This window comes from Salmonella sp. GDC200615 (assembly GCF_050574145.1).
GTDB classification, from domain to species: domain Bacteria; phylum Pseudomonadota; class Gammaproteobacteria; order Enterobacterales; family Enterobacteriaceae; genus Salmonella; species Salmonella enterica.
In genome coordinates, this window is sequence record NZ_CP192247.1 from 276,841 (window position 1) to 296,867 (window position 20,027).

Consider the following 20,027-nt stretch of genomic DNA (forward strand, 5'->3'; position numbering starts at 1 on the left):
TCCCTTTGACGGCGAGCGCTTCATCGGCGTCTGTTCGTCGTCTGGCCCCTTTTCTTTTTTCATTCTTATCCCGAATGGAAACCCCCGCTGAGCGCACGCCCGGCGGATTTTGTGACACGCATGGTTAGACAACAGGGATTACGGCGGGTCGATTATGGACAAAATGAAGCGTCATCTGGTGTGGTGGGGAGCGGGGATTCTTGTAGCGGTGGCCGCGATAGCCTGGTGGATGCTGCGCCCTGCGGGAATACCGGAGGGATTTGCCGCCAGCAACGGCAGAATTGAAGCCACCGAAGTGGATATTGCCACTAAGATTGCCGGGCGTATTGATACCATCCTCGTTTCGGAAGGGCAGTTCGTTCGTCAGGGCGAGGTGCTGGCGAAAATGGATACCCGCGTGCTGCAGGAGCTGCGGCTGGAGGCGATTGCGCAGATTAAAGAGGCCGAGAGCGCGGTTGCCGCCGCCCGTGCTTTGCTGGAGCAACGCCAGAGTGAAATGCGCGCCGCGCAGTCGGTCGTCAAACAGCGGGAAGCTGAGCTGGACTCCGTCTCTAAACGTCACGTGCGTTCTCGTTCGCTGTCGCAGCGTGGCGCGGTATCTGTACAACAGTTAGATGACGATCGCGCGGCGGCGGAAAGCGCGCGCGCCGCCCTGGAGACCGCCAAAGCGCAGGTATCTGCGGCAAAAGCGGCGATTGAAGCGGCGCGTACCAGTATTATCCAGGCGCAAACGCGCGTGGAAGCGGCGCAGGCGACCGAGCGGCGTATTGTCGCCGACATCGACGACAGCGAATTAAAAGCGCCGCGCGATGGACGCGTGCAGTACCGCGTTGCGGAGCCGGGCGAAGTGTTATCGGCTGGCGGCCGGGTGTTGAACATGGTCGATCTCAGCGATGTTTATATGACATTTTTCCTGCCGACCGAACAGGCGGGGTTGTTGAAGATCGGCGGCGAAGCGCGACTGGTGCTGGACGCCGCGCCGGATCTGCGTATTCCGGCGACGATCAGTTTTGTCGCCAGCGTGGCGCAGTTCACGCCCAAAACCGTGGAAACCCACGATGAACGACTGAAGCTGATGTTCCGCGTCAAAGCGCGTATTCCGCCAGAGCTACTGCGACAGCATCTGGAATATGTCAAAACCGGTTTGCCGGGAATGGCCTGGGTTCGTCTGGATGAGCGCGTGCCCTGGCCTGACGCTCTAAGCGTGAGGCTGTCGCAATGACGTCGCTGAAGCTGGTGCCTGTTCCTCCCGTGGCGCAGCTTGAGGGGGTGAGCCAGCATTACGGAAAAACAGCCGCGCTGAACAATATCACGCTGGACATTCCCGCCCGTAGTATGGTCGGGCTGATTGGTCCGGACGGGGTGGGTAAGTCGAGCCTGCTGTCGCTGATTTCTGGCGCGCGGGTGATTGAGCAAGGGAACGTTATCGTCCTGGGCGGGGATATGCGCGATGCGAAACATCGCCGCGACGTCTGTCCGCGCATCGCCTGGATGCCGCAGGGGCTGGGGAAAAACCTTTATCACACGTTATCGGTTTATGAGAACGTCGATTTTTTTGCTCGTCTCTTTGGTCATGACAAAGCTGAACGTGAAGCGCGTATTACCGAGCTGCTGAACAGCACGGGCCTGGCACCGTTTCGTGACCGTCCTGCCGGGAAGCTGTCCGGTGGGATGAAACAAAAGCTGGGGCTGTGCTGTGCGCTGATTCATGACCCGGAATTGCTGATTCTTGATGAGCCTACCACCGGCGTGGACCCGCTCTCCCGCGCTCAGTTCTGGGACTTAATCGACAGTATCCGCCAGCGCCAGACCAATATGAGCGTGTTGGTCGCAACGGCCTATATGGAAGAGGCGGAGCGTTTTGACTGGCTGGTGGCGATGAATGCGGGCGAGATACTGGCAACCGGCAGCGCGCAGCAACTGCGGGCAAAAACCCATAGCGCGACGCTGGAACAGGCGTTTATCGCCCTGTTGCCAGAAGCGCAGCGCCAGGCGCATAAGCCAGTGGTGATCCCGCCGTATCACGCTGAGCAGGAAGAGATTGCCATTGAGGCGAAAGATCTGACCATGCGCTTCGGTAAGTTCGTCGCGGTTGACCATGTTAATTTCCGCATTCCGCGCGGCGAGATTTTTGGCTTCCTCGGTTCAAACGGTTGCGGCAAATCGACCACCATGAAAATGCTGACCGGTCTGCTTCCCGCCAGCGAAGGTCAGGCCTGGCTATTTGGCCAGCCGGTGGACCCGAACGACATCGATACCCGTCGCCGGGTCGGGTATATGTCGCAGGCTTTTTCGCTCTATAACGAACTCACCGTGCGGCAGAATCTGGAACTTCATGCCCGCCTGTTTCATATTCCGCCAGCGGAGATCCCGGCGCGCGTCGCGCAGATGATCGAACGCTTTATGCTAACGGAGGTGGAAGATACGCTCCCTGCTTCATTGCCGCTCGGTATCCGCCAGCGTTTATCGCTGGCGGTAGCGGTGATCCATCGCCCGGAAATGCTGATTCTTGATGAGCCAACGTCCGGCGTTGATCCGGTCGCCAGGGATATGTTCTGGCAGCTTATGGTCGATCTTTCGCGTCAGGATAAGGTGACGATTTTTATCTCGACCCATTTTATGAACGAAGCGGAACGTTGCGACCGAATGTCATTGATGCACGCCGGTAAAGTGCTCGCCAGCGGTACGCCGCAGGAATTGGTGCAACAGCGGGGCGCGGCCAATCTGGAAGCGGCGTTTATTTCCTGGCTACAGGAAGCTGCGGGAGCGGCGCCTGAAACCCCAATACCGCCATCCCAGACGCCCGCCGCGTCAGGTAAACCGTCGCGGCAGGGATTGAGCTTCCGGCGTTTGTTCAGCTACAGTCGCCGCGAAGCGCTGGAGCTACGCCGCGATCCGGTACGCTCGACGCTGGCGCTGCTGGGAACGGTAATTCTGATGCTGATTATGGGCTATGGCATCAGTATGGACGTGGAGAACCTGCGTTTTGCCGTACTCGATCGCGATCAAACCGTCAGCAGCTAGGCATGGTCGCTCAATCTGGCGGGATCGCGCTATTTTATCGAACAGCCGCCGCTCGCCAGCTATGACGAGCTTGACCGGCGGATGCGTTCGGGAGAGTTGGCGGTTGCCATTGAGATCCCGCCTAATTTTGGCCGCGATATTGCTCGCGGTACGCCAGCGCAGATTGGCGTCTGGGTGGATGGCGCCATGCCCAGCCGCGCCGAGACGGTGAAGGGGTACGTTCAGGCGATGCACCAAAGCTGGCTGCAGGAGGCGGCAAGTCGTCAGCCGAACCCGGTTAAACAGACCGGGCTGCTCAACATTGAAACGCGCTATCGCTATAACCCGGATGTGAAAAGTCTGCCCGCTATCGTTCCGGCGGTCATTCCGCTGCTGCTCATGATGATCCCGTCAATGCTTAGCGCCCTGAGCGTGGTGCGGGAGAAAGAGCTGGGGTCGATAATTAATCTGTACGTAACGCCGACGACGCGCAGCGAATTTTTGCTGGGTAAACAACTGCCGTATATCGCGCTGGGTATGCTGAACTTCTTGCTACTGTGCGCGCTGTCGGTCTTTGTGTTCGGCGTGCCGCTGAAAGGCAGCTTTCTCACGCTTACCCTCGCGGCGCTACTTTACGTCATCATCGCCACCGGTCTGGGGCTGCTGATCTCCACGTTTATGAAGAGCCAAATCGCCGCTATTTTTGGGACGTCGATTATTACCCTCATTCCGGCAACACAATTTTCCGGCATGATCGATCCGGTGGCTTCGCTGGAAGGACCGGGAAGATGGATCGGCGAGATCTACCCGACCAGCCATTTTCTGACGATCGCGCGCGGGACGTTTTCCAAAGCGTTGGATCTGTCCGATCTCTGGCCGTTATTTATGCCGTTACTGATTGCCGTCCCGGTGGTGATGGGTCTGAGCATTCTGCTGCTGAAAAAACAGGAGGGGTAATGCGCGGATTACGTAATATTTATAATCTCGGCGTTAAAGAACTGCGCAGTCTGCTGGGCGACAAAGCGATGCTGTCGCTGATCGTCTTCGCCTTTACGATTTCGGTTTACTCCTCCGCTACCGTCCTGCCCGGTTCGTTGCATCTTGCCCCTATCGCCATCGCCGATATGGATCAGTCACAGTTGTCGAACCGTATTGTGAATAGTTTTTACCGCCCGTGGTTTCTGCCGCCGGAGATGATTACGGCAACGGAAATGGATGCCGGACTGGATGCCGGACGCTATACCTTTGCGGTCAATATTCCGCCGAATTTCCAGCGTGATGTGCTGGCCGGACGTCAGCCTGATATTCAGGTTAACGTCGATGCGACGCGCATGAGCCAGGCGTTTACCGGCAACAGTTATATCCAGAATATTATTAGCGGCGAGGTCAACAGCTTTGTGGCGCGCGCGCGGGGAGATAACGTTCAGCCGGTGTCGCTGGAGATTCGGATGCGCTTTAACCCGAATCTGGACCCGGCGTGGTTTGGCGGCGTGATGGCGATTATCAACAACATTACCATGCTGGCGATAGTGCTGACCGGATCGGCGCTGATCCGCGAGCGAGAACACGGCACGGTAGAGCATCTGTTGGTGATGCCGGTCACGCCCTTTGAGATCATGATGGCGAAAGTGTGGTCGATGGGGCTGGTCGTGCTGGTGGTTTCCGGTTTGTCTTTGATGCTGATGGTGAAAGGCGTGCTTGGCGTGCCGATTGAAGGATCGATCCCATTGTTTATGTTGGGCGTGGCGCTGAGCCTGTTCGCCACCACTTCAATTGGGATCTTTATGGGCACCATCGCCCGTTCGATGCCGCAACTGGGGTTATTAATGATTCTGGTACTGTTACCGCTACAAATGCTTTCCGGCGGTTCCACGCCGCGCGAAAGTATGCCGCAGGCGGTGCAGGATATTATGCTGACCATGCCGACGACGCATTTTGTCAGCCTTGCCCAGGCTATTCTTTATCGCGGCGCAGGTTTGAGTATCGTCTGGCCGCAGTTCCTGACCCTGCTGGCGATAGGCGGCGTGTTCTTCCTGATAGCGCTGTTACGCTTCAGAAAAACGATTGGCACAATGGCGTAAACATTATTGCCGGATGGCGGCTGCGCCTCATCCGGCCTACAAACGACGACGTGCGAACGTAGGCCGGGCAAGCGAAGCGCCCCCGGCGTTAGTCTTCTTTCGGCAAACACTGCAAGTGGCCGTGGCGCACGCCGCGCTGGGCGATAACATCATCGGCAAAATGCTGTACGTCGCCCATATCGCCCTTCAGAACGGCGATCTCCAGACAGTCATCGTGGTTGATATGGACGTGCAGCGTGGCGACGGATAAATCATGATGATGATGCTGGGTGGAGACGATGCGGCTGGCTAAATCCCGTTTCTCATGTTCATAAACATATGAAAGTACCGCGAAACCCTGTGTGCCGTGTTCCTGAGTGGCCTCCTGCGCCAGAGCGCCGCGCAGAATATCACGGATCGCTTCGGAGCGATTGTTATAGCCGCGTCGCTGGCTCAGGCTGTCCAGCGTTTCCAGTAAATCGTCATCGAGGGTGATGGTGACACGTTGCATCTGACTTAAACCTTTTGGTATGGCGCGTCGGCGCATGGGAAGCTCCGCATTTTGTAACACACGTCCGCCGCCAGAGGGAAAAATTAATGTGTCATAGCGCTTTCGTTATCGTCTGCGGCGTCAGCGTAAACGGTGTGGGGGTACAGACTGCCAGACTGAGCGTATCGAGCTGACACTGGCTGACCGACAAGGCAGAGGGCAACGTGCTGTCCACGCTGACGATTTGCCAGGCGCTGCCGCCGCGTTGTTTTACGATGGCTTCTTTACGCGTCCAGATACGCCAGAATGCCGCCAGTTGTTGCTCCGGACGTTCCGCTTCCATTTCAGCATGTTCGCCGAGGCTGAATACCGCATTTGCCAGCGAACGCCAGTTATCGCGCGGGCGGATCACTTCAATATCGCAGCCGACTTCACCTTCGTCGCTAAGCAACAGAGCAATAGTGTCGCCGCTATGGCTGAGGTTAAACCACAGCGGCGTTCCGGCGGAAAAAGCCGGTTTACCCTGTTCGCCATACACCATCTCCGGTAGCGGCGAGAGCGCACGGGAAAGCAGCACGCGCCCGGCCAGCCAGCTTGCCCGGCGAACGCCCTGCGGCGCCTGAGCGATTAACGCGTCGGGCAATTGACCTGCGCTTAATGTTGACACTTTTCCCAGAACGATCTGGTACATATCAGGACCAACGTTGCCTATGAAGAAGAGGAGATTGTAGCATCTGTCGCCTCATCCCGGTAAACGGCTTTTCGGTCGGCCTGGCCCCAGTAAGATCGCCAGTTTGCTGCCGCCTTTAGTGGTTTCCATCCAGATTTTGCAGACGCTGGTCAAAGGAACGGACAAGAGCATCCCGACCGGGCCTAATAGCCATCCCCAGACCAATAACGAAAGAAATACCACCAGCGTGGACATTCCCAGACGATGGCCCATCATGCGTGGCTCCATAATGTTGCCAATCACCATATGGACCAGCAAAAAGAGCGCTCCGACCAGTACGCACTCGTAAAAACCGTTAAATAACAGCGCCTGAATCATGGGGGGAACGGCGGAAATCACCGAGCCGATATTAGGAACGTAATTGAGCAAAAAGGCCAGTACGCCCCACATTAGCGCAAACTGAATATCCATTAACGCCAGCCCCAGCCAGATAATCGCGCCCGTCCATAGACTGAGCAGCGTTTTCAGCGCCAGATAATGCGAGACGCCTTTCAGGGCGCGGTGCAGGCCGGCAATATGAATTTGTGGATTGTTTAGCGCGAAACGTAATTTATAAGGCACGTGACGCACTTCAAACAGCATAAAAACCACGGTCATTACCAGCAGCACAATGCTTGCCATCGCGCCCGATACGCCGGTCATTAATGTTGTGGTGAAGAGCATGATTTTATCGGAATCCATCCCGCGGAGCATACGTTCCGGCGACATATGTAAATTCAGGAAGGGCATTAACTCCTGAAGGTGTAAGACCTTACGCGTCAGCTCCTTGCTGTATTTAGGCAGCATAGCGATAAATTCATTAAGCGATGCGGCAAGCACACCCACCAGCGCGGTAAGCACGATCAGCATGACAACCACCACGATAGTAATCGCCAGCGGTCGCTTCACGCCCCGACGAATAAACCAGGTCACTAATGGGTTAAGAACGATGGCGAAAAAGAGCGCCAGCAAGAGTTGTACAATAATACCCGCCGCGGCATGAATCCCGGCGAGAATAATAACCAGGGAGGCCAGTTTCAGCAGAATATGCATACCCGTTTTGTCGGGTTGAGCGGTTGCCATGAAGTTTTCCTTGTTGTGTTTTTTTCTAAGTGTAGCGGCTGCCCTGATACCGATAATCTGAATCTCACTACTGATTTTCACCGCGCGCCATGATAGAAAAGAAAACATGTTGTAAAAATGCGGTGATACTCATGCCCGAACCCGTCGCTGAACCGGCGCTAAACGGATTGCGCCTCAATCTGCGTATTGTCTCCATTGTGATGTTTAACTTTGCCAGCTACCTGACCATCGGCCTGCCGCTCGCCGTCTTGCCCGGCTATGTGCATGATGCGATGGGATTCAGCGCGTTCTGGGCGGGGCTTATTATCAGCCTGCAATACTTCGCCACTCTGTTAAGCCGTCCCCATGCCGGGCGGTATGCGGATGTATTAGGGCCGAAAAAAATCGTTGTCTTTGGCTTATGCGGCTGTTTTTTAAGCGGACTCGGCTACCTGCTGGCGGATATCGCCAGCGCCTGGCCGATGATCAGTTTGTTGCTACTGGGGCTGGGTCGCGTGATTTTGGGGATTGGGCAAAGTTTTGCCGGCACCGGTTCGACACTATGGGGCGTCGGCGTCGTCGGGTCGTTGCATATTGGTCGGGTCATCTCCTGGAACGGTATCGTCACCTACGGCGCAATGGCGATGGGCGCGCCGCTGGGCGTGCTGTGTTATGCCTGGGGCGGGTTACAGGGACTGGCGCTAACGGTGATGGGCGTGGCGCTGTTGGCGGTACTGTTAGCCCTTCCACGTCCGTCGGTGAAGGCGAACAAAGGCAAGCCGCTGCCGTTTCGCGCGGTGCTGGGGCGTGTCTGGCTGTATGGTATGGCGTTGGCGCTGGCCTCGGCAGGGTTTGGCGTCATCGCGACGTTTATTACCTTATTTTATGATGCTAAAGGTTGGGATGGCGCCGCCTTTGCGCTTACGTTATTTAGCGTCGCGTTTGTCGGCACGCGTTTGCTGTTCCCTAACGGCATCAATCGTTTAGGCGGGTTGAATGTCGCCATGATCTGCTTTGGCGTGAAGATTATTGGTCTGTTACTGGTGGGGACGGCAGCCATGCCGTGGATGGCAAAAATCGGCGTTTTACTCACGGGGATGGGGTTTTCGCTGGTCTTTCCGGCGCTGGGCGTGGTGGCCGTCAAAGCCGTGCCGCCGCAGAACCAGGGCGCGGCGCTGGCGACCTATACCGTCTTTATGGATATGTCTTTGGGGGTTACCGGGCCGCTGGCGGGGCTGGTGATGACCTGGGCGGGCGTGCCGGTGATTTATCTGGCGGCGGCCGGGCTGGTAGCGATGGCGCTATTGCTGACCTGGCGCTTAAAAAAACGGCCTCCGTCTGCACTGCCGGAGGCCGCATCATCGTCGTAAAGGTTACTTAATAACCAACGTATTGATGATGTTTTCAGCCGTGGTTTGCGCTTTTTGCTGATTGTCCGCAGGCAGCGTGACCTGAATCGTCAGCAATTGGTTATCCACTTTGCCCAGCACGATGGAAGAATACGCCGTCTGGCCCTTCGCGGAGATAATGCTGTCCAGTTGTTGCAACGTATGGCCTTTGAGCTCAATAGACTTATTGGTGACCACCTGAAGCTGCGGGTCGCGGCTACGCTGTTGCTCAAGCAGGCGGTTTGCCAGCACCGGCAACGCTTCATCGGTATTATCGCCGACGATAACAATCACCGCTTTCTGGCCCGTCGGGTCAGAATAAACGTGCATATTATTCGCCTGGGTGCCCAGCTTACCGCTTTGATCGGTCATATCCGCCGGCAGCGAGAAACTGAGTTTGCCATCCATCAGGCTGATGGGCTGGCCGGAGGCCTGGCTTTCTGCGGCGGCGCTTTCTGCCGACGCTTTTGTATCGTTGTTATCACAGGCCGCAAGCCCCATAACCAGCAGGCCAATACCGGCATATTTAACCAAATTGCGCATTGACTTCTTCCTTTCGATAAACGGCCATAACGGCTCATTCGCTCATCTTATCACAACTCGGAAAACGAACCTTTAACTTGCCGGTAATGGGGAAATTTCAGATTTATCTGCCAGCTTTTTCAGCAACATATTCAGTAGAACGCCGTACATCGGCAGGAAGAAAATAATGCTGATGAGCACCTTAAAGCAATAATCCACCAGCGCAATTTCCATCCAGTGTTCGGCCATAAAGGCATCGGGGCTTCGCCAGAACGCAATGAAGAAAAAGGCAAGGGTATCGCTGATATTGCCAAACAGCGTTGAAGCGGTCGGCGCCAGCCACCAGCGACGATTTTGGCGCAGGCGGTTAAACACATGGACATCAAGGATCTGTCCCAGCGCGTAGGCCATAAAGCTGGCGGCGGCGATACGGGAGACAAACAGATTAAAGTTCGCCAACGCGGCGAAACCTTGCCAGGCGCCCATATAGAACAGCGATGACACCACATACGACACCAGCAGCGCAGGGATCATGACGGCGAAGATAATGCGGCGCGCCAGCGGTGCGCCAAAAATACGCACGGTAAGATCGGTGGCAAGAAAAATAAAAGGAAAACTAAACGCGCCCCAGGTCGTGTGGAAACCAAAAATAGTGATGGGGAGCTGCACCAGATAGTTACTGGAAATGATCACCAGTAAATGGAATAGCGATAGCCAGAACAACGCTTTTACGCGCTGTGATTGTGTAAACGGAGTCATATTGTGACCTTTTTGTTGGATGGGGTGAGGGAACCCAATAAAGAACCGCCGCATAATACTGTTTTGCGCTGGCATTGCAATGGCTAATTTTCACGCAATCGTTAACCTGCCTGGCTTACTGACGAAGATGGGCGTAAAATATCGCCGTTTTTCTACCATTGAGACGAAGATGAGCGATCTGTTTTCCTCCCCTGACCATACGCTCGACGCCCTGGGGCTGCGTTGCCCTGAACCAGTAATGATGGTGCGCAAAACGGTGCGCAACATGCAAACTGGCGAAACATTGCTGATTATCGCCGACGATCCGGCGACGACGCGTGATATTCCGGGGTTCTGTACCTTTATGGAACACGATTTGCTGGCGCAAGAGACGGAGGGTCTGCCGTACCGCTATTTATTGCGTAAAGCGCATTAACCGCACGGCAGATAGCATTCTGATTAGAAGCTTTCCCAGTTCGCCTGTTCTGCGGCGAGCTGTGGCGTTAAGCCTTTGCTTAACGGCGTCGGCGACGCCTCCCGACGAGGTTGTTTCTGGATGCGGAACGCGGCGACCGCCTGACGAAGTTCGTTAGCCTGATCTTCCAGCGCCGCTGCTGCTGCGGATTCCTCTACCAGCGAGGCGTTTTGCTGCGTCACGCTGTCCATTTCCGATACCGCCTGCGCCACCTGCTCAATGCCTTTGCTTTGCTCATCGGAGGCAGAGGCGATTTCGCCCATAATATCGGTCACGCGGGTCACGGCGTTAACGATCTCTTTCATGGTTTCTCCCGCTTCGCGTACCTGCGTAGAGCCGGTATCAATGCGCGACACGGAGTTTTCAATCAGTACTTTGATCTCTTTGGCGGCCTGCGCGCTACGGCTGGCCAACGTGCGTACCTCTCCGGCCACGACCGCGAATCCTCGCCCCTGTTCGCCGGCGCGGGCGGCCTCTACCGCGGCGTTCAGCGCCAGGATATTAGTCTGGAAGGCGATACCGTCAATCACGCTGGTGATGTCCACGATTTTTTCCGAGCTTTCGGCGATATCGTTCATGGTGTTCACTACGTTATCCACCACGCGTCCTCCTTTACGCGCGGTTTCTGATGCGGTTTTCGCCAGACCCGTCGCCTGGCGTGCGTTATCGGTGTTTTGCCGTACCGTGGCGGTTAACTGTTCCATGCTGGCGGCGGTCTCCTCCAGCGCCGAGGCCTGTTGTTCGGTACGGGAAGAGAGGTCGCTGCTGCCGGCGGAAATTTCGCCTGCGCCAGTATAGATAGAGTCCGCGTTATCGCGCACCGCGCTGACGGTACGGATTAACGACTGCTGCATCGTTTTAAGACCGGCGGCCAGTTGGCCCATTTCACTGCGTCCTTCGGCCTCTATCTCATGGGTAAGATCGCCGTCGGCGATCGTTTGAATGTGCGCCATAATCCGTTGCAGCGGGCGGAGTAGAACGCGTTGCAGCCCCAGCCAGATAAACGCCAGCACGATGAGTACGATAAGTAGAATTATCCCCAGCGTCCATTGCATCTGGGTAAAGCTGCTCTGATTCTGATCGCTGGCTAATTTTATTAATTGCGCATTTTGAGAGAGCCACTGGTCATATACCTGCTCCATGTCATCCTGCGCTTTTTGCGCGTCAAGGTTGCCATAGGCGGCGTAATTATCGGCTTTAAGATAGTGGATAGACTGCTGCAAAACGTCATACATCTGCTTAAAGCTGGCTTCGGCCTGGGCATCCAACGCCGGATCTTTGCCCGCGATCGCTTCGGAGTTCACGTAGTTGTTGAAATGTTTTTCCGCTTCGTTGAGCGACGCGCCAGCATTGGTTAACAGCGTGTTCATGGCGTCCAGCGAGGCGGGATCGCGCTGATTTTTTAACATGCGTATCGCCACGCGGTTAATGGTAACGCGGGTTTCGATCAATGTCTGAAAACTGCCGCCCAGTTCCTGTTGTTGGTAACTCAGTGCGCTCGCATTCTGGAAATTCAGCCGATCGCTGCTGACGGCGGAATAAAACAGTATTCCTGTCACCAGCAATAAGGCGCTAAATATGCCCAGCGTCGCGATAACGCCGGTGATGACTTTGATATTTTTCATAGTGCCTAACATTCCTTATTTTGTAGACGGTATGATCAATATCGGTTGGATAAAAATTAACCTTACATCAAATCACGCTATTTCTGATTAATGGTTTGATAAGTAATAGAAAATAAATAATTTTCGCGTGAATAATATGTACAAAGAAAGGAATACCGCGGGATAACCCGGCGACACGACGCCGCCGGGCGGGAGAAGATTAGTTTTTACGCAGCAAACGTAGCGCGTTGGCGGTCACCAATACCGTGGCTCCCGTATCCGCCAGGATTGCCAGCCATAGCCCGGTAAAACCAAGTAGCGTCGTCACCAGGAAAATGGCTTTCAGCCCCAGCGCAATGGTGATGTTCTGCCGGATATTCGCGTGGGTAGCGCGCGCCAGCGTAATCATCTGCGCTAACCCGCGCAGACGGTTATGAGTAAGGGCGGCGTCAGCCGTTTCAAGCGCGACGTCAGTACCGCTGCCCATCGCAATTCCGATACTGGCGGCTTTCATCGCGGGCGCATCGTTAATGCCGTCGCCCACCATCGCTAGCGGCGCTTGTTGGTTAAGGGCGGTGACTGCCCGCACCTTGTCTTCCGGCAGTAGCCCGGCTTTAAACGCCAGATCCAGCTCGCCGGCAATCGCTGCCGCCGCCCGTGGGTTATCGCCGGTCAGAATCACGCCGTTAACGCCTAACTGATGCAGGTCGCGGATGGCGTCGCGCGCATCGTCACGCAATGTATCCTGGAGGGCGAGGACGCCAAGTACGGTCTCGTTACGCAGCACCAGAACCACCGTCTGCCCGGCGTTTTCCAGTTCGCTAATTTGCCCGGCAAACGCCGCCGCAGGCTGTTTCCCCGCCGCGCAAATCAGAATACGTTCGCCGTTAACCTGCGCTTCAATTCCGGTGCCGGCCAGCGTTCGCTGCGATTCCGCCGTTGGGATCGCCAGATCGCGTGTCTGCGCTTCGCGGATAATAGCCTGTGCCAGCGGGTGCGTAGCGCCTTGTTCTACGGTTGCCGCCAGCGCCAACAGTTCAGCCTCGCTGATACCGCTTGCCGGATGAATCGCCGTCACCCGTGGTTTACCAATGGTCAACGTACCGGTTTTATCAAAGGCGACCTGCGTGATACGGCCCAGTTGCTCCAGCGCTGCGCCGCCTTTAATCAATGCGCCGCGCCGTGCCGCCGCCGCCAGCCCGGAGGTAATGGCCGCGGGCGTGGAGATCACCAGCGCGCACGGGCAACCGATTAATAGCAGCGTCAGCCCTTTATAAATCCACTCCTGCCAGCCGCCATCGAACATCAGCGGCGGAATAAGCGTCACCAGCAGCGCGATGACCATAATGACTGGCGTATAGATGCGGCTGAAACGGTCAATAAACCGCTCAATAGGCGCACGGCGCTCTTCCGCCTCTTCAATCAGCGTCAGGATACGGTCAATCGCGCTGGCGCCAGGTTCAGATAACACCTCCAGGGTGACGAGACGGTCAACGCTGGTCGCGCCTGCCGGGACTTTGTCGCCCGTTGCGCGCTCCACCGGGATAGACTCGCCGGTGAGCGCGCTTTCATCAAAGCTGGCGAAACCGGAAACCAGTTTACCGTCGGCGGGTAAACGCCCCCCGGCGGCGACTTCGATAATATCGCCCGGTCGCAGGGTATTAATCGCGACCTCTTCCCGTACGCCGTCGCGCAGACGGGTCGCCGTTTCCGGTTTAAGCGCCATTAACGCGCTGACGCCTTTACGGGCGCGGCTGGCGGCCCATCCTTCCAGGCGCTCGCCGATGAGAAACAGCAGCAATACCATTGCTGCCTCCGCCGTCGCGCCTATAAACAGCGCGCCAATGGCGGCGACGCTCATCAGCGTTTCAATAGCGAACCAACTGCCGCTTTTCATCAGCCGCAGCGCCTGGCGGGCAATAGGATACAGACCGACCAGAGTGGTGACGATAAAGGCCAGTTGGCCGAACGGGTGGTTAAATTGCTCCAGCCCCCAGCTTATCGCCATCATAATGATCAGCGTAATAAGCGGCAGGTTCTCTTTAAGACGAGATTCAGGCGCGGCGTCGCGCGAATCTTCGCTACGCAAGGTATAACCCGCCTTCTGTACGGCGCGTTCAATTTGCGCGCGGAGGTCGGCGTCGGCATCGACCACTAACTTTTCGGTGGCGAACAGCACTTGCGCCTGGTTGACGCCGCGAATTTGGCGGACCGCATTCTCCACTTTTCGGGCGCAGGCGGCGCAGTCCATGCCGGAGATTTTCCAGGTATAGCGCGTGCCTGCCACGGCAGTAGAAACAGGCGCGCTGGACGCGCAATGTTCTTCGCAGCAGCAGCTATCGGCCTTCTGTATTGCCGGGGCTAATCTGAAGGAGGTAAAGGGCGGGACTTTTTTGCCATCGGTATCAGGGGTCGACATAACGTCCTCCGGTTGATGATAATTTTCTCATTAACCGGAGGATACACTCTGGAGTCGACTCCAGAGTCAAGCGCTATTATTTACAGGTACAGCGAGCGAACAATCAGGAAGTGTCCTGCAAAGTAGCAGGCGGCGGCAATCGCGTTATCCGCCCGGAAACGGCGGCGGTAATGGCTACCCAGCCAGACGATATTGCCGATGAACAGCAGCGTCGCGCCGGTAAAGGCCGAAAGGGCTGGCGCCGTTGGGCGGAAGAACCACAGTTCGCCCGCCAGCCAGACCATGACCAGCGTCATGGCGATAAAAGTACATACCGGCCAGCGTAGCTCCTCCAGTCGCGTCCAGATAACGGCGATAAGCAACGCGCCGACTATCAGTAACGCCAGCGGCAGCGGCCAGAAGAACGACAACGTCATTTGGCTGGCAAAGTAAATGGTGTAGAGCAGATGCGATAAGAAAAATGCCCCGACGGCGTACAGCAGGCGTTGACGCGGTAAGAGCGTTAACGCATCGCCGACCAGCGAGGCGCACAGTCCGGCCAACACAAGATAACTGATGGCGTCAAACATCGGCGCTTGCCAGGCCAGTAACAGCAATAGTAATAACGTGACGGGCTTAAAAACCCAGCGTTGCCAGGCTGGCCCGCGATAGGAGGCGTCCACATACAGCCATGCGGACAGGCAGACAGCGATAAACGACCAAAGCATCTTAATTCCTTGAATTCGTTATTTTTTCGCAAACGGTATGCTTGCGGCTCTATTATTCAGTGTAGAGGCCGTGACGGTCAGATGACAACACTATAACGGGCAGGGTATGCTTATTTCCGCATTTTCTGACAGGTTAACAGTATGAGTAAGCCACCGCTTTTCTTCATTATAATCATCGCATTAATCGTAGTTGCCGCGTCGTTCCGCTTCGTTCAGCAACGGCGGGAAAAAGACGCTAATGAGGCGGCGCCGTTACAGCAAAAGCTGGTCGTGGTCAGCAGTAAACGGGAGAAGCCGGTTAACGACCGACGCTCTCGCCAGCAGGAAGTGAGCCCGGCGGGAACCAGTATGCGCTATGAGGCCAGTTTTAAGCCGCTCAATGGCGGTCTCGAAAAAACGTTCCGTTTACAAGCGCAGCAGTACCACGCTTTGACGGTGGGCGATCAAGGTACGCTGAGCTATAAGGGAACGCGGTTCGTCGGGTTTGTTAGCCGTACCCCGGATAACGAATAAACCGTCATCCGGCAGCAAACATTATTTTTTGTTCTTAAACTTCTTCTGCCAGACCAGCAGCTCAAACACGCCGAACAGGAAAATGCGGATTTTCTCTCCCGTCGTCATCTGCGGACCCTCTTTCGGTATCGTTGATTTCAGCAGCGCCAGTTGCATACCGTGCATCAGCGCCATGAACACCAACGCCACGTTGACGAAGATATTGAGCGGGCGCGGGAAGGGATGCACCAGATTAAGAATCAAAAATGCCCACACGAAGAGCATTAATAAGCGGCCCAGATTAATCAACATCATTTTCTCCTTGCGCGTCACGCTGATACAGACGATAAGCGACCTGTCCGGCCACCTTTTCTCGATACAATGCCCAGTTCGCCGGAACGGGCGGCAGACCGTTTTCCACCTCGCTTTCTACGTAGATTAGCGCGTCGTCGGCCAGCCATCCCTGGGTTTCCAGCAATTGTAACGTCTCTTCCAGCAGCCCTTTACGAAACGGCGGGTCGACAAAGACGACGTGATGCGGCGTCCCCGGCTGGCTGAGGAAGGTCAGAGTATTGGTATTGACGACGCGAGCATTGTTGGCTTTCAGCGTCGCCAGATTTTTTTGCAACTGCTGCGATACGGCGCGATCCATTTCCAGTAACGTTGCCTGGGCCGCATAACGTGATAGCGCTTCCAGACCCAGCGCGCCGCTGCCGGCAAAGCAATCCAGACAATGGGCGTCTACCATTACCGGAGCCAGCCAGTTAAATAACGTTTCGCGCACGCGATCGGTGGTGGGACGCAGACCCGGGCTGTCCGGAACCGGTAATTTACGGCCACGCCATTGCCCGCCAATAATGCGGATTTGGCCGCTGCCAGAGTGAGTCGGTTTTTTCATTTCTCTTGCTCGAACCGCCTGTTGCAAGTTATTCCAGGCGGTGATGTGAATTAAGTTAAGTGATAGACTATTTCATCATTTTTTTAGCTTCCATGTATATAGCGCCGCGAGGGGTGTAGTCGCAGATGGCAAAACAGAAAAAACGTGGCTTCTTTTCCTGGTTGGGCTTCGGTGATAAAGAGCAGAAGCAGGAACAGACCGAAGAACAGCAGATTGTTGAGGAACAACGACCGGTTGAGCCCCCTGTTGAAACGGCGGCAGACGTAGACGCGCAAACGCCCGCGCACAGCAAAGCAGAAACCGAAGCCTTTGCGGAAGAGGTGGTGGACGTTACTGAGAAAGTTCAGGAGAGCGAAAAACCGCAGCCGGTAGAGCCGGAGCCCGCGGCGGCCATTGAGATGGCAGCGCCGCAGATCGCGGTGGAACGCGAGGAATTGCCGCTGCCGGAAGAGGTCAAAGACGAGGCTATCTCGCCGGAAGAGTGGCAGGCCGAAGCGGAAACCGTAGAGGTCATTGCCGCGGTAGAAGAAGAGGGCGAAAACGCGGCGAAATTCACCGACGAAGAGCTGGAAGCGCAGGCGCTGGCCGCTCAGGCGGCGGAAGAGGCGGTGATGGTTGTTCCGCCGGCGGAAGAAGACGAGCCGGTGGAAGCGATCGTTCAGGAGCAGGAAAAACCGACTAAAGAAGGTTTCTTTGCCCGCCTGAAACGCAGTCTGCTGAAAACCAAAGAAAATCTCGGTTCCGGATTTATCAGTCTGTTCCGCGGCAAGAAAATCGACGATGATTTGTTCGAGGAGCTGGAAGAGCAGTTGCTCATCGCTGATGTCGGGGTGGAAACCACGCGTAAGATTATCGCTAATCTGACGGAAGGCGCCAGCCGCAAACAGCTTAAAGATGCCGAGGCGCTGTATGGTCTGTTGAAAGACGAGATGGGCGAGATTCTGGCGAAGGTAGACGAACCGCTTAATATTGAAGGTAAAACGCCTTTTGTTATTCTGATGGTTGGCGTGAACGGCGTGGGTAAAACCACTACTATCGGTAAACTGGCACGCCAGTTTGAGCAGCAGGGTAAATCAGTGATGCTGGCGGCGGGGGATACTTTCCGCGCGGCGGCGGTCGAACAGCTACAGGTCTGGGGACAGCGTAACAACATTCCGGTTATCGCCCAGCATACCGGCGCGGACTCCGCCTCGGTGATTTTTGACGCTATCCAGGCCGCGAAGGCGCGTAATGTGGATGTGTTAATTGCCGATACGGCAGGGCGTCTGCAGAACAAGTCGCACCTGATGGAAGAGCTGAAAAAAATCGTTCGCGTCATGAAAAAGCTGGACGAAGAAGCGCCACATGAAGTTATGCTGACCATTGACGCCAGCACCGGACAGAACGCGGTAAGCCAGGCCAAACTGTTCCATGAAGCGGTAGGCTTAACCGGTATTACCCTGACCAAGCTGGACGGTACGGCGAAAGGCGGGGTGATTTTCTCGGTAGCTGACCAGTTTGGCATTCCTATCCGTTACATTGGCGTGGGCGAACGTATCGAGGATTTGCGTCCGTTTAAGGCGGACGATTTTATTGAGGCACTTTTTGCCCGAGAGGATTAACAATGATTCGCTTTGAACATGTCAGCAAGGCCTATCTCGGCGGGAGACAAGCGCTGCAGGGAGTGACATTCCATATGCGGCCAGGCGAGATGGCGTTTCTGACCGGCCACTCCGGCGCGGGGAAAAGTACCCTGCTGAAGCTAATCTGTGGGATTGAGCGGCCCAGCGCCGGCAAAATCTTCTTCAGCGGGCATGATATTACGCGCCTGAAAAACCGCGAAGTGCCGTTTTTGCGCCGCCAGATTGGGATGATTTTCCAGGATCACCATCTGCTGATGGATCGCACGGTCTATGACAATGTGGCGATACCGTTAATCATTGCCGGCGCCAGCGGCGATGATATCCGTCGTCGTGTGTCGGCGGCGCTGGATAAGGTTGGACTACTGGACAAAGCGAGAAACTTCCCGATTCAACTCTCCGGAGGCGAACAACAGCGCGTGGGCATCGCCCGCGCGGTGGTCAATAAGCCAGCGGTATTGCTGGCGGATGAACCGACCGGGAACCTGGACGACGCGTTGTCGGAAGGGATTTTACGTCTGTTTGAAGAGTTTAACCGCGTAGGGGTGACGGTACTGATGGCGACGCACGATATTGGACTTATCTCCCGTCGTTCCTATAGGCAGCTCGTCCTGAGCGATGGACATCTGCATGGAGGCCTGGCCAATGAATAGGCGCGACGCGATTAACCAAATCAGGCAGTTCGGCGGACGGCTGGATCGACTGCGTAAGTCTCGCGGCGGAACAGGCGGCGGGCGCAACGCGCCAGGACGCCAGAAGCCGACACCGAAACCGAACTCACGTAAAACGAATGTCTTTAATGAACAGGTGCGCTATGCCTGGCACGGCGCGCTGCAAGATCTGAAAAGCAAACCGCTGGCGACGTTTCTGACGGTGATGGTGATCGCCATCTCCCTGACGCTGCCCAGCGTCTGTTACATGGTCTATAAGAACGTCAACCAGGCGGCGACTCAGTATTATCCGTCGCCGCAGATCACCGTTTATCTGCAAAAAACGCTGGATGATGACGCGGCGGCGCGGGTTGTTGGACAGCTTCAGGCCGAGCAGGGCGTTGAGAAGGTCAACTACCTGTCCCGTGAGGACGCGCTGGGAGAATTCCGCAACTGGTCGGGTTTTGGCGGCGCGCTGGACATGCTGGAAGAGAACCCGCTACCGGCGGTGGCAGTGGTGATCCCCAAGCTGGACTTCCAGAGTACCGCCTCGCTTAATACGCTGCGCGACCGTATCTCGCAGATTAACGGCATTGACGAAGTCCGCATGGATGATAGCTGGTTTGCGCGCCTGGCGGCGCTCACCGGGCTGGTGGGCCGCGTGTCGGCGATGATCGGCGTGCTGATGGTCGCGGCGGTCTTCCTCGTTATCGGCAACAGCGTGCGCCTGAGCATTTTTGCCCGTCGCGACACCATTAACGTGCAAAAGCTGATTGGCGCGACCGATGGCTTTATCCTGCGTCCGTTCCTCTACGGCGGCGCGTTGCTCGGTTTTTCCGGCGCGTTTCTTTCACTGATATTGTCTGAAATTTTGGTGATGCGTTTATCATCGGCGGTGACTGAAGTGGCGCAGGTCTTCGGCACGAAGTTTGATCTCAATGGCTTATCGTTCGATGAGTGCCTGTTGCTGCTGCTGGTCTGTTCCATGATTGGCTGGATCGCCGCCTGGTTGGCTACGGTGCAACATTTACGTCACTTTACTCCCGATTGATAAAATCGTGGTATAATCTTTCCCTGCAATGGGCTTCCGTTCGCAGGGAAAGAGTCCCTGTTGTCTCTTCCCCGCGTTTCATCTTCATGTCACATTATGTGTGTAAATTATGCACAGTGTTACATTGAACTTGTGGATAA

General features: G+C 55.9%; 18 protein-coding genes and 1 pseudogene. 9 read left to right on the top strand and 10 right to left on the bottom strand.

Going from position 1 to position 20,027, the window contains the following annotated elements:
• Positions 1-154 precede the first annotated feature (154 nt).
• From ACQ29O_RS01260 to ACQ29O_RS01270, 3 genes and pseudogenes are all read left to right on the top strand, one after another.
• Complete coding sequence (locus ACQ29O_RS01260; protein WP_045161957.1) at positions 155-1,222, top strand: HlyD family secretion protein; 1,068 nt, start codon at positions 155-157, stop codon at positions 1,220-1,222.
• Positions 1,219-3,960 (top strand): annotated as a pseudogene (gene rbbA / locus ACQ29O_RS01265) (ribosome-associated ATPase/putative transporter RbbA). Before ACQ29O_RS01260 ends, rbbA begins: the two are co-directional and overlap by 4 nt.
• The gene (locus ACQ29O_RS01270) at positions 3,960-5,084 is read left to right on the top strand and encodes an ABC transporter permease (protein WP_001214764.1); all 1,125 of its coding nucleotides are present in this window, start codon (positions 3,960-3,962) and stop codon (positions 5,082-5,084) included. The pseudogene rbbA and the gene ACQ29O_RS01270 overlap by 1 nt, the downstream one beginning before the upstream one ends.
• An 88-nt stretch (positions 5,085-5,172) precedes the next feature.
• Here ACQ29O_RS01270 and nikR read toward each other — a convergent pair whose 3' ends face one another.
• The 3 genes from nikR to ACQ29O_RS01285 form a co-directional block, all read right to left on the bottom strand.
• Entirely contained in the window at positions 5,173-5,574 is a 402-nt protein-coding gene (nikR, locus tag ACQ29O_RS01275; protein WP_001190057.1) for a nickel-responsive transcriptional regulator NikR, read from the bottom strand.
• Between the two features lie 91 nt (positions 5,575-5,665).
• Positions 5,666-6,244, bottom strand: a complete 579-nt coding sequence (gene acpT, locus ACQ29O_RS01280; RefSeq protein ID WP_000284365.1) for a 4'-phosphopantetheinyl transferase AcpT — start codon at positions 6,242-6,244, stop codon at positions 5,666-5,668.
• A 51-nt stretch (positions 6,245-6,295) separates the two neighbouring features.
• The gene (locus tag ACQ29O_RS01285) at positions 6,296-7,345 is read right to left on the bottom strand and encodes an AI-2E family transporter (protein ID WP_000179593.1); all 1,050 of its coding nucleotides are present in this window, start codon (positions 7,343-7,345) and stop codon (positions 6,296-6,298) included.
• A gap of 89 nt (positions 7,346-7,434) precedes the next feature.
• Between ACQ29O_RS01285 and ACQ29O_RS01290 the strand changes: the two genes are divergently transcribed.
• Entirely contained in the window at positions 7,435-8,694 is a 1,260-nt protein-coding gene (locus ACQ29O_RS01290; RefSeq protein ID WP_077909766.1) for an MFS transporter, read from the top strand.
• 3 nt (positions 8,695-8,697) lie between these two features.
• Here ACQ29O_RS01290 and ACQ29O_RS01295 read toward each other — a convergent pair whose 3' ends face one another.
• Both ACQ29O_RS01295 and ACQ29O_RS01300 read right to left on the bottom strand, forming a co-directional pair.
• Positions 8,698-9,255: a DcrB family lipoprotein gene (locus ACQ29O_RS01295; RefSeq protein WP_001245277.1), complete on the bottom strand. Its 558-nt coding sequence runs from the start codon at positions 9,253-9,255 to the stop codon at positions 8,698-8,700.
• A gap of 72 nt (positions 9,256-9,327) precedes the next feature.
• Complete coding sequence (locus tag ACQ29O_RS01300; protein ID WP_001746481.1) at positions 9,328-9,993, bottom strand: 7-cyano-7-deazaguanine/7-aminomethyl-7-deazaguanine transporter; 666 nt, start codon at positions 9,991-9,993, stop codon at positions 9,328-9,330.
• 169 nt (positions 9,994-10,162) lie between these two features.
• Between ACQ29O_RS01300 and tusA the strand changes: the two genes are divergently transcribed.
• The gene (gene tusA / locus ACQ29O_RS01305) at positions 10,163-10,408 is read left to right on the top strand and encodes a sulfurtransferase TusA (RefSeq protein WP_001541054.1); all 246 of its coding nucleotides are present in this window, start codon (positions 10,163-10,165) and stop codon (positions 10,406-10,408) included.
• A 23-nt stretch (positions 10,409-10,431) separates the two neighbouring features.
• Here tusA and tcp read toward each other — a convergent pair whose 3' ends face one another.
• The 3 genes from tcp to ACQ29O_RS01320 form a co-directional block, all read right to left on the bottom strand.
• Positions 10,432-12,072 (bottom strand): methyl-accepting chemotaxis citrate transducer, encoded by a 1,641-nt coding sequence (gene tcp, locus ACQ29O_RS01310; protein ID WP_020937266.1) that lies wholly within the window; start codon positions 12,070-12,072, stop codon positions 10,432-10,434.
• Positions 12,073-12,271: 199 nt separating this feature from the next.
• Positions 12,272-14,470, bottom strand: a complete 2,199-nt coding sequence (zntA, locus tag ACQ29O_RS01315) for a Zn(II)/Cd(II)/Pb(II) translocating P-type ATPase ZntA (RefSeq protein WP_253336156.1) — start codon at positions 14,468-14,470, stop codon at positions 12,272-12,274.
• An 80-nt stretch (positions 14,471-14,550) separates the two neighbouring features.
• On the bottom strand, positions 14,551-15,177 hold the full coding sequence (locus ACQ29O_RS01320; protein ID WP_000964735.1) for a lysoplasmalogenase: 627 nt from the start codon (positions 15,175-15,177) through the stop codon (positions 14,551-14,553).
• Between the two features lie 141 nt (positions 15,178-15,318).
• Here ACQ29O_RS01320 and ACQ29O_RS01325 point away from each other — a divergent pair, with 141 nt between their 5' ends.
• Entirely contained in the window at positions 15,319-15,690 is a 372-nt protein-coding gene (locus ACQ29O_RS01325; RefSeq protein WP_000042864.1) for a DUF2500 domain-containing protein, read from the top strand.
• Positions 15,691-15,711: 21 nt separating this feature from the next.
• On the opposite strand, the gene ACQ29O_RS01330 is transcribed toward ACQ29O_RS01325, so the two are convergent.
• Both ACQ29O_RS01330 and rsmD read right to left on the bottom strand, forming a co-directional pair.
• Positions 15,712-15,981 (bottom strand): DUF1145 family protein, encoded by a 270-nt coding sequence (locus ACQ29O_RS01330; protein ID WP_000906759.1) that lies wholly within the window; start codon positions 15,979-15,981, stop codon positions 15,712-15,714.
• Complete coding sequence (gene rsmD, locus ACQ29O_RS01335; protein ID WP_000743277.1) at positions 15,971-16,567, bottom strand: 16S rRNA (guanine(966)-N(2))-methyltransferase; 597 nt, start codon at positions 16,565-16,567, stop codon at positions 15,971-15,973. Before rsmD ends, ACQ29O_RS01330 begins: the two co-directional genes overlap by 11 nt.
• A 125-nt stretch (positions 16,568-16,692) precedes the next feature.
• Between rsmD and ftsY the strand changes: the two genes are divergently transcribed.
• The 3 genes from ftsY to ftsX are packed head-to-tail and all read left to right on the top strand — an operon-like array spanning position 16,693 to position 19,887.
• Complete coding sequence (gene ftsY, locus ACQ29O_RS01340; protein ID WP_001118683.1) at positions 16,693-18,168, top strand: signal recognition particle-docking protein FtsY; 1,476 nt, start codon at positions 16,693-16,695, stop codon at positions 18,166-18,168.
• A gap of 2 nt (positions 18,169-18,170) precedes the next feature.
• The gene (ftsE, locus tag ACQ29O_RS01345; protein ID WP_000617729.1) at positions 18,171-18,839 is read left to right on the top strand and encodes a cell division ATP-binding protein FtsE; all 669 of its coding nucleotides are present in this window, start codon (positions 18,171-18,173) and stop codon (positions 18,837-18,839) included.
• Complete coding sequence (ftsX, locus tag ACQ29O_RS01350) at positions 18,832-19,887, top strand: permease-like cell division protein FtsX (RefSeq protein ID WP_001081707.1); 1,056 nt, start codon at positions 18,832-18,834, stop codon at positions 19,885-19,887. The genes ftsE and ftsX overlap by 8 nt, the downstream gene beginning before the upstream one ends.
• The last annotated feature ends 140 nt before the right edge of the window (positions 19,888-20,027 follow it).